Consider the following 14614-nt stretch of genomic DNA (forward strand, 5'->3'; position numbering starts at 1 on the left):
GGTTGAAAAAATATTTTTGAACTACTGACAAGGTTGGATAAATTTAATACTGCCTAAACTGAGACTGTGTACTTCAAGCAGTATAATGTCGCGTGATTCTACTCACTACACTACGACACCCGCACATGAAAAGCTCCAAGAAACGTTGGTTGCGTAAGGGATTCAAAATCACCGTAGTTATGCTGCTAGTGCTGGGACTGTCGCTTGTCGGATTTGCCACTTACACTATCAGGCGTTCCTTTCCTGTAGAAACTGGGGCAATTCAACTGCCTGGAATTAAGGCTGAAGTTACAGTCCAGCGGGATAAATGGGGAATTCCCGACATTTACGCCACTAACTCCCACGATTTATTCATGGCACAGGGTTATATTCATGCCCAAGACCGTTTCTGGCAAATGGATTTTTGGCGACACATCGGTTCTGGGCGACTGGCAGAAATGTTTGGTTCTTCTCAGATAGATACTGACAAATATCTGCGAACAATGGGTTGGGCAAGAGTGGCGCAGCAAGAAATCCTACAAATGGATGCAGAAATGAAAGCCAACTTGCAAGCCTACGCGGATGGTGTGAATGCTTATTTGGCAGAACGTCAAGGAAGCGCCCTCAGTCTAGAATATGCTGTGCTGCAATTACTCAATTCTGGATACAAACCAGAACCTTGGCAACCGCTACACTCAGTAACTTGGGGCAAGGTGATGGCTTATGACTTGGGGAGAAATTTAGATCGCGAAATTGAACGTACTATCCTGCTCAAAACTCTCACTCCTGCTCAAGTAGAGGAACTGTTCCCGCTTTATCCTCAAGACCTGCCAGTGATTTTACCTGAGTTTCCAAAAGAGAAAACAGGGCAGGAGGACGATCTTGAACAGCCACCATTGATTGCATCTGATATTCAGGAAGTAGATGAAGTAATCACCCCTGCTTTAGAGTCAATTACCAAGCCAATGATGGCTTTGGAACAACTCATCGGTTCTACAGGAGTGAATGTTGGCTCGAACAACTGGGTGATATCAGGTCAGCGCACAGAAACGGGCAAGCCTATCTTGGCAAATGACCCTCACCTAGCAGTGCAATTACCCTCTATCTGGTACGAGGTTGGTTTGCACTGTACGCTCAAGAGTGCAGAATGTCCTTACAACGTTACTGGCTTTTCCTTTGCGGGAATGCTAGGAGTGATTATTGGCAATAGCGATCGCCTTGCCTGGGGTGTGACTAATATACAATCCGATGTGATGGATTTATATATTGAGAAAATCAACCCAAAAAATCCCAATCAATACGAAGTCAATGGCAAATGGGTAAATATGCAAGTTGTGCCAGAGACAATTCAAATTGCAGGCAGTCAGCCGATTGTGCAAACAGTACGTTACACCCGACATGGCCCAATTCTCTCGGATGTTTCACCAAATTTGCAGCAATTTAACCAAAATCAAAAAGTTGAAATACCACAAAACTATGCCGTTGCCTTACGCTGGACAGCCTTAGAACCTTCAAAACTAGCCTATTCAATTCTCCAGATGAATCGCGCTCAAAACTGGCAGGAGTTCCGCACTGCTGCTAGCAACTTTGATATTGCTGCCCAAAACTTGGTCTATGCTGACATAGAAGGCAACATCGGCTATCAAATGCCTGGGAAATTGCCCATTCGGACAAAAGGGAATGGGCGCTATCCTGTTCCTGGCTGGATAGATGAATACGAGTGGCAAGGCTATATTGACTTTGAGCAGTTGCCCAAAAGTTTTAATCCGCCCCAAGGTTATATTGTGACTGCCAACAATTTGGTAGCTAAAGATTATCCTTATCTAATCACTACAGACTGGGTTTATGGCTACCGGGCACAGCGCATTGTGGAGATGATTGCACAGCAAACCGAACCGATTTCCCTTAAGGATGTGCAGCAGATGCAAGGTGACAACCGCAATTTGAATGCACAGATCCTTGTACCACTGCTAAAAGCTATTTCTCTGAATAATCCCCGCTTGGAAGCAGCTCGAAAACTACTGCTAGATTGGAATTTGCAATTAGAAATGACATCCCCTGTGGCTGCTTTGTTTGAAGTATTTTGGAAACACTTGCTTGCAGATACCTTTCACGACCAATTGCCTGGTGAGTACTTTCCCGATGGCGGCGATCGCTGGTACGCTGTAGTGCAAAATCTCCTCAAACAGCCAAATAGTTTCTGGTGGGATAATCATCAAACACCAAAAGTTGAAAACCGCGACCAAATCTTACAGCAAGCTTTCAGCAAAGCTGTGGAGGAACTAGAACGAATTCAAAGCAAAGACCCGAAAAACTGGAACTGGGGAAAGCTGCATACAATCACTTTTCGTAATGCCACCTTGGGTAAATCTGGAGTTGCACCAATTGAAGCTTTGTTTAATCGTGGTGCTTTTGCTACTGCTGGCAATGGCGAAACCGTGAATGCTAACCGCTGGAGAGCAAACAAATCTTCTTTTGAAGTGACTGATATTCCTGCTATGCGAATGATAGTAGATTTGGGAAATCTAGATAACTCACTAGCTATTCATGCGCCTGGACAATCAGGACATGCTTTCCATCAACATTACACAGATATGGTTGACTCTTGGCGCAAGATTGAATATCACCCAATGTGGCAACAAAAGACGATGGTAGGCAATAATGCTGCAACATTGAGATTGATTCCCAAATCAGCAGATTGATATATTATCGCGATCGCTCCAGGACGGACACCAATCTATAATTTTAATTTTTATTAACTTAGTATAATTTCATACCAATTAGCAGGAGTATGAAGTATAACGTATCAGGGCTGACAGAAATTTAGCAGCAAAAATAAAGACTCTTGCGGGAAAGTTATAACTTTTTACTTCAAAAGGTATTTTTGCCAAGCACCTATTTCTTCTGCCCAGTTTTCTAAGAATATAGTGGGAGATAATAAAACAGATGCAACACGTCTTTCAAAAAACTGTGATGCTTTCAACAACTGCTGCGATCGCATTACTAGTTACGGGTTGTGGAGAAAGTAAGGTTTCTCAATGTAACAAAATAGTAAAGATTGCGAATCAAGCAGCTACGATAGGTCAAGAATTTGGCAAAAATCCCAAGCCTCAACAAGGTTCTAAATCCTTAACTGAAGTTGCTGGTAAGATAGACCAAGTTGCCAATGACATGAAAGCGGTAGAAGTTAAAGATGAAAAACTACAAGGCTTTCAGGGACGTTTTCTCACACTCTATCAGGACACCAGCAAAGGATTGCGTGATGCCGCAGGTGCTTTGGATAAAAAGAATTTCAAAGCCGCTAATGGCTATTTAGCATCCCTGAAAAAGAGTACTAGTCAAGAAACTGCAATAGTTCAGGAAATTAATACCTATTGCTCTGGCAAATAATCAATTTCGCGCCGAGCTTCATACCAAATATAGCGGTTAAATTTGGCTGAAATACAAGTTAGTAGTCATCGCTTTAGCGATTCGATCGTCTTGATTTATTACACTCAATTGCAAACTGCTATATTTGATTTATTTTTATGAAAAATTTTCCTTTCAAATTTTTGTAGGTGGAAATACTGTTACCAGTTTTTCAATCGTGACGGTTTTATGAAGTAGCTTTTGAAAGCTGTTTTGCTAGAATTCTGGCAGTGTTTTTAGTCTTATTGGTCTTGTTGACAATGCTTGACCTATCTTTTTCTACTGTAAAAGCTTCATTCTCCGATATCTCAACCCCTCTTCACTCTGTCATATCTATGGCTTTGGTCTGGATTGTACAATTCTCTTGCTAGCATTAATAGGCTTGACCCTCATCTATGGGTGACTCGATCTATGGGTGGCAATGTAATCAGGAGAATAACTATCAATGAACTTGGATAAACCTTCTCAAGGTGGAACTTCCGAAGAATGTGCCGTTAGAGTCATGGAGACAGTTCCATTAGTAATGCGGTTTATCCGATCCCAGATGCGTGCTCATAATGCTGCTTTTCTTTCTATACCTCAGTTGCGATCGCTAGCATTTATTAACCGCAATCCTGGTGCTTCATTATCTGGCTTGGCAGAGCATCTCGGTGTTACCTCTGCTACGGCATCAGCGACAATAGAACGGCTAGTACAACGCAACTTAGTAGAACGCTATCACCATCCTCAAGAACGACGGCGGATAGTCCTCAATCTCACCGAGGAAGGTAAGTATCATCTTCAGCAATCCCAAGCTTATACGCGCGCTCATATCGCTGACATGCTCAAGGATATGACAGATGAAGAACTTTCTCACATTGAAGAAGGTTTAGCTCTATTAAAAAATGTCTTCGAGCAAACGGAATTCAACTCCTAAAAACACTGAGGTTACACCACACGATTCCTTTGCTACTCTGAGGTTTAAAGAATAAATTGCCTCAAACAATACTAATGCTGAAGAATTATGAAGCTTGAAGTCAGCAATATCAATGCTGCGATCGCATTTTCGAGGTCTGAATCTCAGTCGTGCTTGGATGCTAGAGGGCATCATTTCTGGATTACCTGCTGACGATTCCCGACTTGGTGCGCTCCATTCTACTGCTACTTTACATTGTCAAAGTGGGTTGATAAATGTTGCAAATGACCATTATTCTAGTAGTCATTGGTTGGAGACTTTTGCAGTTTATCTTCTGACTACTCGTGGGCTGTGTGGGTAGTTGATTGTAGAAGTTCACGCACTCGAACAAATTGTTGGAGTTTGAACATAGTTTTTTACTTTGTTTCAGTCTTGCTAAAATTTTCAATGTGAATGAAAATAAAACCTAATTTACAACTATTTCTAAAAATATCTATCTTTCCATTATTCTTGATTCAGCACTCAACCTTATGACTCCAACTTTACTTGGTCGCTGGCAAACTCGATTATTACTATTTGCCACTGTGGGTGTATTAGTATCCTTGCCCTTTGCAATAGGCTTAATTGGCCCTGGTGCCAACTCTGTCTATTTTTGGATACTCGGCTACGTCGCCATTTTTGGTCTGGGTTGGGATGTGCTTTATGACTATATACAAAAATTCCGTTGGGATAGAGATTGGCCCGCAGCTTATCAACTTTTAGCTGGTATTTGGGAATTAGTATTTGTCTTCTGTGGAATAAAACTTTTTGGCTTCTTACCAATACCTCTACCTAAAGAGGAACTGCCGCTAGGAGTTTTTTTATTCCACTACAGTATTGTTTGGCTAGCAGTTTTTATTGTGTCACAAAGTCTCATGCGAATTATTTTCCTACGTTGGCGTTTCCGAGGTGGGCAGTGGTTGTAGAAATTTTGTGAAGTAAGGACAAATTCAAGGAGTAGAAAAAGGAGAGACATTCAGGATCAAATAGAGATCATGCCCCAAAAATTTCGGGTGGCTGCATAACCTGCTCAATTGATAAGGATGATTTGTTCTCAAGCTGTTGTAATTTTAAGGAGGTAATTTGAGATTTTGGATGGTGGATTTATAAAGTAGAGGTGTTTAAAATTTTGTATAAGTAAAGTATCGATCGCCTGCTGAGTAGGTGATTCTTCTTGAGCACATACAAAAATGCAATTTTGTGTGACAATTTCTTCCAATCCCATCTAATAACCTCAAAACTCTTGAAATCACGAACTTAACGTAAACATTTATTTAGCAGAAGTCAGTATGCCGCTATCCTGGCTTATATTTAAAAACATTTTTCTAACTTAGGCATCTTACTTCGTCAATTGGCGTAAATTTTGATATCTCAGATGTCCTCTGAGATGTATTAATACAATATCCTGACCGTGTGGGTGTTAGATGGTATATTGTGAAATATTACAGTGTAAATTTGTACACAAAGTTAAAAATTATCGGAAATAATATAAAATACAATACAAATAACTCCTGCAATGTCCAATTTTGATAGGAAATTCAGCGCTGTTGCACTGAGTAGACACAATGCTAGGTACAATTTTAGACAAGCGCTATAGAATTATTCAACAACTGGGTAAAGGTGGGTTTGGCGAAACATACCTTGCTGAAGACATCCGCAGAATGGAGAGGCAGTGTGTCGTCAAGCGTTTGCAGCCAACCAGCAAAGATCCATACACATTGCGAGAGGCAAAGCTGTTTTTTGATTCTGAAGCAAGAACCTTAGCAAAGTTGGGACAACATGACCAAATTCCCGATATTCTCGACTACTTTGAGGAGAATGAAGAATTTTATTTAGTTCAGGAATTGGTTGAAGGTAATTCTCTCAATCAAGAAATGATACCTACTCAACCCCCAGCAGAAACTGAGGTAATTGGCATAATTTCAGATGTGTTAAATGTCTTGAGTTATGTACACCAGTGTCAGGTGATTCACCGTGACATTAAACCTAGTAATTTGATGCGGCGGTATAAAGATAGAAAAATAGTTTTAATTGATTTTGGAGCCGTCAAGCAAGTTCACACGCAATATGTAAATTCACAAGGGCAAACAACTTTTTCGCGGGTGATTGGTACGCCAGGTTATATGCCTAACGAACAAGCCGGAGGTAGACCGCGCTTTTGTAGCGATATTTATTCTTTAGGCATAGTGACGATTGAAGCCTTGACAGGCTTACATCCCAGTCAATTACAAGAAGATCCCCGTACGGGTGAAATTATTTGGCACGAATATGCAAAGGTTAGTCCTCAGTTAACAGTAATTATAGACAAGATGGTGCGATCGCACTTTAGCGATCGCTATCAATCTACAGACGAAGTACTCCATGACTTAAAAAACTTACAATTTCCTCCAGAACCACCACCTCCACCACCGCCTAATAATAAGAAGTTAGTACTCATTAGTGCTTTTCTGGTATTGGGATTAGGTGCATTTGGAGGAATTAGATATTTCGGACTGCATCCCAATCAGGCTGACAACTTCTTTAACCAAGGATTAGAAAAGGTTGAAAAAGAAGATTGGAAAGGAGCGATCGCCGCTTTTGATAAAGCTATTGGGATCGATCCCAAGAATGGTGAAGTCTATTTAAATAGAGGTAATGCCCAGTCTCAACTCAAAGAGCCGCAAAAAGCAATTGACGATTATAACCAAGCACTCACCTATTTAGAACAAGATGTTGCTGGTATTGGTGTTCAATGGCAAATCAGCGAAGAAACCAAGTTACTTACAGTTACTAACGTCTATGAAAAAACTTCTGCCTTCGAGGGAGGGTTGAAAGCAGGCGATCGCATTCTCGCAATTGATGGTCAATCTACCAAAGGCAAAACTGTCAGCAATGCTGTGAAGCTGATTCGTAGTGGGAAAGTGGGTACTCCTGTCACCTTGGACATTACCCGCACTACCGGCGGTGAGTTCAAGCTAACGCTGAACCGAGTAAGCATTCCCAATAGCGATCGCGCCTCTGCGTACTACAACCGAGGTAAAGCCAATTCAGAGCTAGGCAATAAACAAAAGGCAATTGATGATTACACAGAAGCGATTAATATTAATCCTAACGATACTGATGCTTACTACAAACGCGGGATTATTCGCTCTGAGTTAGGTAATAAACAAGACGCTATTAATGACTATACAGAAGTTATTCGACTCAATTCCAATTATGCTGATGCCTACTTCAAGCGGGGTTTCATTCGCTATGAATTAGGCAATATCTCAAAAGCAATTGAGGATTATACAGAAGTTATTCGGATTAATCCTAATAATGATGCTGCCTTCTATAATCGGGGTGTTGCCCGCCACGACCAAGGCAACAAGCAAGATGCAATTGAGGATTATACAAAAGCAATACAAATTAATCCTAACTATACAAATGCTTACATCAACCGAGGCAATGCTCTCGGAAATAAACAAGAAGCGATCGCAGATTATACTCAAGCCATTGCAATTAATCCTAATTATGGCCTTCCCTACTATAACAGAGGTGTTGTTCGAGGGGCTTTAGGAAATGATCGAGAAGCGATCGCAGATTATACGCAAGCTATTCGTCTTGAACCTAATCGTGCTGATGCCTACTACAACCGGGGGAATGCCCGCTTTCGTCTCGAAGATAAACAAAGTGCGATTGCAGATTTGCAAAAAGCGGCAGAACTTTATCAGCAACAAGGCAAGCAAGATCTTTACCAAAAAACACTCAGCCGTATTAGTCAACTGAGCGTAATTAAAAATTAAAAAAGCCTTATTTATAGGCTACTATTCGCCTGGGTAAAGCTACATATGTACAATTAATTTGAAATAAGTTAAAGCAGCTTTTGAACAGCATCACTGAACTGCTCGTAAGCAGAAACTCCTATGATGCTTTCTACTAAGTTTCCATCTTTGAAAAATAAAACTGCTGGAATACTACGAAGACCAAATCTTTTAAAAACTGGTTTATTGTTATCAATGTCTATCTTAACAACCTTAGCACTATCTTGAAATTCTTCAGCAAGTTGATCCATTAGCGGACTAACAAGGCGACAAGGACCACACCAAGTAGCAGTAAAATCAACAACAACAACTTTCTCTTCAGTTAAAAGAGCATCAAATTCACTTTCTTCAACGTAAGCAACCGTATCAGTAGACATTATTTAATTTTCCAACGTGAAACTAAAATTTTAGTAAAAAGCTAACTATACAAACTATACTTCCTTTTGAGCATTGAGTTTAATAATTGCCTGTAAGTAGCCGTCATGACGAATTCCTCATGACGGCTACTTAGCAGAAAATTCTCTTCAACAAACAGACGCAAAGACAAATCAGGTAGGGATTGTGTGACCCCACCTGAATTTAAGGTGCTGAATCAAGGTTTCAGCAGGGTATTCAGATATTTTCGATTTCACAAAGCAAGAATCATCTAGGATTAATGTGCCGTCTAGTTCCCCATCCTGGATTGACTATGGCAGCTAAATCTTCTTCAGATAATTTGTCAATCTCACTGTTCAGTTCTTCGGCAGTGAATTCATAGCCACGTTCTTGAGCAATCTTAATAAAAGCTTCTGGGTTAGCTGTTGCTTTGAGTCTTTGCTGTAGTGCTTGATCTTTTTTTACAGCTTGAAAAAGTCTGGCAGCATTTTGCTGTGTCATGACAGTCTGTCTCCTGTTTCAAATATCAGGTTTGAATGTAGTGATTCGATTCCTGTGGATTCATCAAATTCTGTCAAGAATTTCTAGATTTATAGTTTTGATTTTAAAACAAACGAGAAAAACGTGCTGATTATGACAAAAAAATATAACTTTTAGGGTGATAATGTGCTATTTCGTAAAGTTAAGTTTTAAGACAGTAGCAATATTTAGTTAAAATAGATTGCTTCGATTGGGAATAGCGCGTGCAAGCTCTTACTGACGGAAAATAAAATATCTCAGGGCTATTTCAGAGTGCGATCGCGCCTTTGCTACCATCTTGCAACCGCTAATTTTAATCAGCTTGATGAAAATTACAGTCATCTTTACGAAGAATCGTAGCTAAAACAAAGATTAGCTACGATTCCAAGTGTTAGTTAGGCAGGAATTAACACTGTATCAATGACATGGATTACACCGTTATCAGCAGCAACATCTGGTGTTGCAACAGTCGCATCATTTATTTTGACACCATTAGAAGCGTCAATTTTCACGTCCGATCCTTCAACAGTAGTAGCTGACTTCAGCTTAACTACGTCGGATGATAACACTTTGCCTGAAACAACGTGATAAGTGAGGATCTTCTTCAGCTTGGGAATGTCTTTCAGTAATGCATCTACTGTACCTGCTGGAAGTTTAGCAAATGCTTCATCTGTAGGCGCAAAAACAGTGAATGGGCCGGCACCTTTGAGGGTATCAACTAGCCCAGCAGCCTTAACGGCAGCAACTAAAGTGTTAAAGGAGCCAGCATTTACAGCGGTATCAACTATGTCAGCCATGTGTTTTGATTAATTTCTGTACATTTCGTTACAAATGTAATCTTTCTTCACAGTAAATGGTATCTACCCTTAGACATAATGCTTCATCAAAAAATTGCAAATAGCAAAAACACTGGTATTGCCTATAGCATTTTTTACCAGTGTTATAAATAAAAATCTTCACCTCAGCGGACAGGTATAGTTTTTAGCTATGGTTTGTCTGTCAACTCATAAAATCTCGATGGGCAGCTACAAGCATCTGTGCTTGCCTTAAAACGTTGCCAAATAAATAAGTAGGAATCTGCCAGGCTGCAACAGTAACTTCTTTAGTGATATCCTGCACACTAATTGCGATTAATTCATGGTCTAGTGGCTCTCCTTCAACTGCACCAGACCAAGTAAAAGCTAATAAGAAATCATCGTATCCAGGTAAGGATGCAACCAGGCATTCTTCTGGCGCTGCCTGGCAATTAATCCCGTATTCATTTGCAAGTGCTACTAGTTTTTGGAAGTTCTTTAAATTCGTCATTTGTCTTTTGCTTTACATCAACAGCGGCTACTATCAAATTTTCTTAACTGGTGAAGATTTAAATGTTTGCTTGGGTTTGAGAGTTCTTAAGTTTTTATCAAAGTTGACCCATAAATTTTACTGCGAATGCTTTAGTGTCATTAGCAACAATTGCTACCGTTCTACAAAAGTTTGATTACCTGCTTTTTTGGCGAAGTCTATTGACCAAAAGCCTCTAGTACTCGACTAATCCAAAATAGCCAAGCGATCGCAATGACTGTAAATATTTTTGTACATCTACTTAGTCGGTGGAAACAGTTATAGTCTAAACTCCGTTATTTTCGCCACAGGTATATTACACAAATCTCTCATGCAGGTGTCTTTGCGGAATAAGAAATAATACTGATGTAGCGATAATTGCAGCATCCGAGTTTACTTTTAATTTTGGCTAGTACGCAGAGCAAATCTGAAGTAGAGGAGAAATTATTCAATCCAGAGACGCGAAATTTCGCTCTTGTACAATTGCTGTTATTTACTCTGGACTTAAAGATTGCTATATTTGCCTTTCGCAATCCTGCCATTTCTTAGAAAGGAATTCAAATGTCGAATTTTGAGCTAGTGCTGAAGCTATTACTCCAGTTAACTGTTATTTTGGTAGCTTGTCGGTTGGTAACTTTTGTTGGGCGACGCTACCTTGGGCAAACCGATGTTGTTTGCGAAATGATTGCTGGTGTCATGTTGGGCCCATCATTGTTTGGTTTAATCGCCCCTGATTTACAACAATGGCTGTTTCCCAAGGTTCCAATTTTGCTTGCCACAGGAGCAAAGATTCCTAATCCATCAATGTCAATTCTCTTTGCCGTCAGTCAAATTGGGTTAGTAATTTATATGTTCTTGATTGGCTTAGAGTTTAATACCGATTTGATTAAGCAGCGAATCAAGAGTGCAGGTTTAGTTTCTGGGGCGGGGATACTTGCACCATTTACTTTAGGTGCAGCCGCAGCTTTTTTATTGTATGGCAAAGCTGAACTCTTTAAAGAAGGGGTGACTCCTTGGGCAGCAGCCTTATATCTAGGCGCTTCTATGTCAATTACGGCATTTCCGATGTTAGCCCGGATGCTGTACGAGCGTGGTATTGCTAAAACTCGCTTTGGAACTCTGGCATTAGCAGCAGGTTCCATAGATGATGCAACTGCATGGTGTTTGCTGGCTATTGTACTAGCAAGCCTAAAAGCCAATGCAAGTATTGCCGCTCTTGCTATTGGTGGTGGTATTGGCTACGTACTACTTTCAGTTTTTGTTGGCCGTTCAGCATTGAGCATTTTTACTCGCATGACAAAACGTGAGGGTGGCGTTAGTATCCAAACTCTGACTTTAGTATTAATTGTTTTAATGTTCAGTTCCTGGTTAACTGATGCAGTTGGTATCTATGCAGTATTTGGTGCATTTATTTTAGGTACAGCAATGCCACGAGGCGAATTTGCAGAGCAAGTACGCGATCGCACTGAGTATTTGACTACTTCATTTCTACTGCCAATATTTTTTGTGTTCTCCGGACTCAATACTCAAATCGGATTGGTAAACACACCTGCTTTGTGGGCGATCGCGCTCTTAATTGTGCTAATAGCCATTCTCGGTAAAGGCATTGCTTGCATGTTGGCAGCAAAATTGGCGGGAGAAAATTGGCGAGACTCAGCAACTATTGGCGCTCTAATGAATGCTCGTGGTTTGATGGAGTTAATTATCCTTAACATTGGTCTTGAGCAAGGCGTAATCACCCCAACCTTATTCACTATTATGGTTATTATGGCAATTATTACTACGCTCATGGCATCACCGATAGTTGCCTTTTTGTTGCAAGGTACAAGCTATGCTAGTTCCACTTCAACAAATTTAAATTAAAGCTTGAAAGTTAAATCAGTACCGACAATTGGACTTTGGTTATAACTGCTGATTTTCTTGTAATAGTATTGAAGCGCTACTAAAAATCCAATACCTCAAAACTATTACCTATTTATGCTTCAATACTATTTATTTAAGAATTGTTTGTGACGATTTCACGCATCTCTAAACGTGCCATAGCATGTCCCTAAAGAGGTTAAGAAAAATCATCTTAGGTAAACCAGATAGTCACTTTTGAGGAAACCATGCACACAGTTATTCTTGTTCTGATTGAGGTGCTGATTGTTATTGGACTGTCACGGTTAGCAGGATTAGTATTCAAGTCAATTAAGCAACCGTTGGTCATTGGTGAGATTGTCGCTGGGATTATGCTCGGCCCCTCTTTATTTGGTTTAGTTGCTCCCCATTTAGCAGCTACCCTATTTCCAGCAGAAACTCTTCCTTTTTTAAATGTTTTGTCTCAGGTGGGACTAATATTTTTCATGTTTCTAATTGGGCTAGAGCTAAATCCCAAATATCTCAGCGGTCAGTTAGAAGTAGCAGTTTTAACTTCTCACGTCAGTATTTTAGTACCGTTTTCCTTAGGAACGCTGCTAGCGCTGTTACTTTATCCTCTGGTTTCCAATGCTAGTGTCTCGTTTACTGCCTTTGCCCTATTTCTAGGGGCCGCGATGTCGATTACAGCATTTCCAGTACTAGCTCGGATTATTACGGAGAATAATTTGCAAGGAACGCGCTTGGGAACATTAGCGCTAACTTGTGCGGCGGTAGATGATGTAACAGCTTGGTGCTTGTTGGCAGTAGCGATCGCTGTGGCTAAAGGAGGCAGTGTGATTAGTGCATTGCCTACCATTATCGAAAGCTTAGTTTACATCGTTTTCATCTTGACGGTGGGTCGTTGGTTCCTGCAACGCTTAGAGCGCCACTACCAGCGTACCAAACGCCTCAGCCAATTATTAGTAGCTTTAATTTACATGGCAGTGGTAGCTTCTGCCCTGATCACCGAAGTTATTGGTATTCATCTCATTTTTGGGGCATTTCTACTGGGCGCAGCCATGCCCAAAAATGCAGACTTAGTTAGAGAATTAGCAGAAAAAACAGAAGATTTTGTCCTGGTATTTCTACTGCCAGTGTTTTTTGCCTACAGTGGTTTGCGGACGCAAATTGGCTTGCTTAACAGTCCTGATTTGTGGCTTTTATGTGCATTGGTTTTAGCAGTGGCGATCGCTGGCAAGTATATTGGCACTTATGTAGCAGCTCGTGTCAGTGGAATTAATAACCGAGAAGCCTCGGCACTTGGTTGGTTAATGAATACTCGCGGTTTGACCGAGCTGATTGTCCTCAATATTGGTCTGGAGTTAGGAGTAATCTCACCCTTGGTGTTTACCATGCTGGTGATTATGGCGTTGGTAACAACGTTTATGACCTCGCCACTGCTGGAATGGACATATCCGAAACGGCTGATCAGGTTAGATATAGTAGAGCCAGAACCGCAAGAAAAAATAGCTACCACAAATGATGGTGAATCTTCCCGTCCCTACCGAATTTTAGTGCCAGTAGCTAATCCTAGTACGCAAAAAGGCTTGCTACAGTTGGCAGTAGCCATTGCTCTCAACGACCAACAACCTGCCATTGTCAATCCTCTGAGCTTGATTGAATTAGAGGAAGACTATGCTTTTGAGAGTACTCCAGTTGAAGCTAACCGATTAATTGCCCAGCGTCGAGCGCAGCTAGAAGACCTAATTAATACTCTAGAACCGCCGATAATACGGTCTTATGTGCATCCCATCGTTCGTACATCCAGCAATGTCGCGAGGGAAACCGCAGAGATTGCTAAAATCGAACAACCCGATTTAATTCTTGTAGGATGGCATCGCCCAGCATTCAGTAACAATCGCTTAGGTGGACGAGTCGGGCAAATTCTCAGCACTGCACCAGTAGATGTAGCAGTGTTTGTCGATCGGGGAGGAGAGCAATTAGAAAAGTTACTAGTTCCCTACTCAGCAAATATCCATGATGATTTGGCACTGATACTAGCTCTCAGACTGTTAATTAATCGTGACACCTCTATGTTGCAAATTTTACAGGTGGTTGCAGAAAATCACATCCAGGATGAATTGAGTTACGATCTGCACGCAATGATTAGGCAATTGCCAACCAGTGTACGCGATCGCATTGAAATCAAGATTGTCGAAGCCACAGAGCCAATTCAAGCTGTAGTCGCAGCCTCAGAAGGTGTTGACCTCACTATTGCTGGTACCAGTCGCGCTTGGGGTATTGAGCGCCAAACCTTAGGACGCTACACAGATGCACTAGCCATCCAATGCCGCTCTTCACTGCTGATTACCCGCCGTTACAGTCAAATCACCTCTCACCTCGCTTCTGTACTTTCTGAGGTTAGCAATCCAAAATCAATACTCAGCAACTGAAA

The 14614-nt window shown here is 41.0% G+C and carries 12 protein-coding genes; 8 read left to right on the forward strand and 4 right to left on the reverse strand.

Going from position 1 to position 14614, the window contains the following annotated elements; translation table 11 throughout:
- Positions 1-125 precede the first annotated feature (125 nt).
- The 6 genes from RMY31_RS36990 (at position 126) to RMY31_RS37015 (ending at position 8085) form a co-directional block, all read left to right on the forward strand.
- Positions 126-2681 (forward strand): penicillin acylase family protein, encoded by a 2556-nt coding sequence (locus RMY31_RS36990; protein WP_322657376.1) that lies wholly within the window; start codon positions 126-128, stop codon positions 2679-2681.
- A gap of 244 nt (positions 2682-2925) precedes the next feature.
- Positions 2926-3369 (forward strand): hypothetical protein, encoded by a 444-nt coding sequence (locus RMY31_RS36995; protein WP_322657377.1) that lies wholly within the window; start codon positions 2926-2928, stop codon positions 3367-3369.
- Between the two features lie 463 nt (positions 3370-3832).
- The gene (locus RMY31_RS37000; protein ID WP_322657378.1) at positions 3833-4303 is read left to right on the forward strand and encodes a MarR family transcriptional regulator; all 471 of its coding nucleotides are present in this window, start codon (positions 3833-3835) and stop codon (positions 4301-4303) included.
- 94 nt (positions 4304-4397) lie between these two features.
- Positions 4398-4643 carry a DUF2891 family protein gene (locus tag RMY31_RS37005; RefSeq protein WP_322657379.1) on the forward strand — a complete coding sequence of 82 codons (246 nt, stop codon included), beginning with the start codon at positions 4398-4400 and terminating at the stop codon, positions 4641-4643.
- 169 nt (positions 4644-4812) lie between these two features.
- On the forward strand, positions 4813-5247 hold the full coding sequence (locus RMY31_RS37010) for a hypothetical protein (RefSeq protein WP_322657380.1): 435 nt from the start codon (positions 4813-4815) through the stop codon (positions 5245-5247).
- Between the two features lie 639 nt (positions 5248-5886).
- On the forward strand, positions 5887-8085 hold the full coding sequence (locus RMY31_RS37015; protein ID WP_322657381.1) for a tetratricopeptide repeat protein: 2199 nt from the start codon (positions 5887-5889) through the stop codon (positions 8083-8085).
- Positions 8086-8153: 68 nt separating this feature from the next.
- On the opposite strand, the gene trxA is transcribed toward RMY31_RS37015, so the two are convergent.
- From trxA to RMY31_RS37035, 4 genes are all read right to left on the reverse strand, one after another.
- Positions 8154-8480: a thioredoxin gene (trxA, locus tag RMY31_RS37020; RefSeq protein WP_322657382.1), complete on the reverse strand. Its 327-nt coding sequence runs from the start codon at positions 8478-8480 to the stop codon at positions 8154-8156.
- Between the two features lie 265 nt (positions 8481-8745).
- Complete coding sequence (locus RMY31_RS37025) at positions 8746-8979, reverse strand: Nif11-like leader peptide family natural product precursor (RefSeq protein WP_322657383.1); 234 nt, start codon at positions 8977-8979, stop codon at positions 8746-8748.
- A 413-nt stretch (positions 8980-9392) separates the two neighbouring features.
- Complete coding sequence (locus tag RMY31_RS37030) at positions 9393-9794, reverse strand: fasciclin domain-containing protein (protein WP_322657384.1); 402 nt, start codon at positions 9792-9794, stop codon at positions 9393-9395.
- Between the two features lie 202 nt (positions 9795-9996).
- A complete protein-coding gene (locus RMY31_RS37035) occupies positions 9997-10302 on the reverse strand; it encodes a hypothetical protein (RefSeq protein ID WP_322657386.1) in 306 nt (101 codons plus the stop codon).
- A gap of 579 nt (positions 10303-10881) precedes the next feature.
- On the opposite strand from RMY31_RS37035, the gene RMY31_RS37040 reads away from it, so the two are divergent.
- Complete coding sequence (locus tag RMY31_RS37040; RefSeq protein ID WP_322657387.1) at positions 10882-12183, forward strand: cation:proton antiporter; 1302 nt, start codon at positions 10882-10884, stop codon at positions 12181-12183.
- A 245-nt stretch (positions 12184-12428) separates the two neighbouring features.
- Positions 12429-14612 carry a cation:proton antiporter gene (locus RMY31_RS37045; RefSeq protein ID WP_322657388.1) on the forward strand — a complete coding sequence of 728 codons (2184 nt, stop codon included), beginning with the start codon at positions 12429-12431 and terminating at the stop codon, positions 14610-14612.
- Positions 14613-14614: the final 2 nt, after the last annotated feature.

This window comes from Dendronalium sp. ChiSLP03b (assembly GCF_034531165.2).
GTDB lineage: Bacteria > Cyanobacteriota > Cyanobacteriia > Cyanobacteriales > Nostocaceae > Dendronalium > Dendronalium minutum.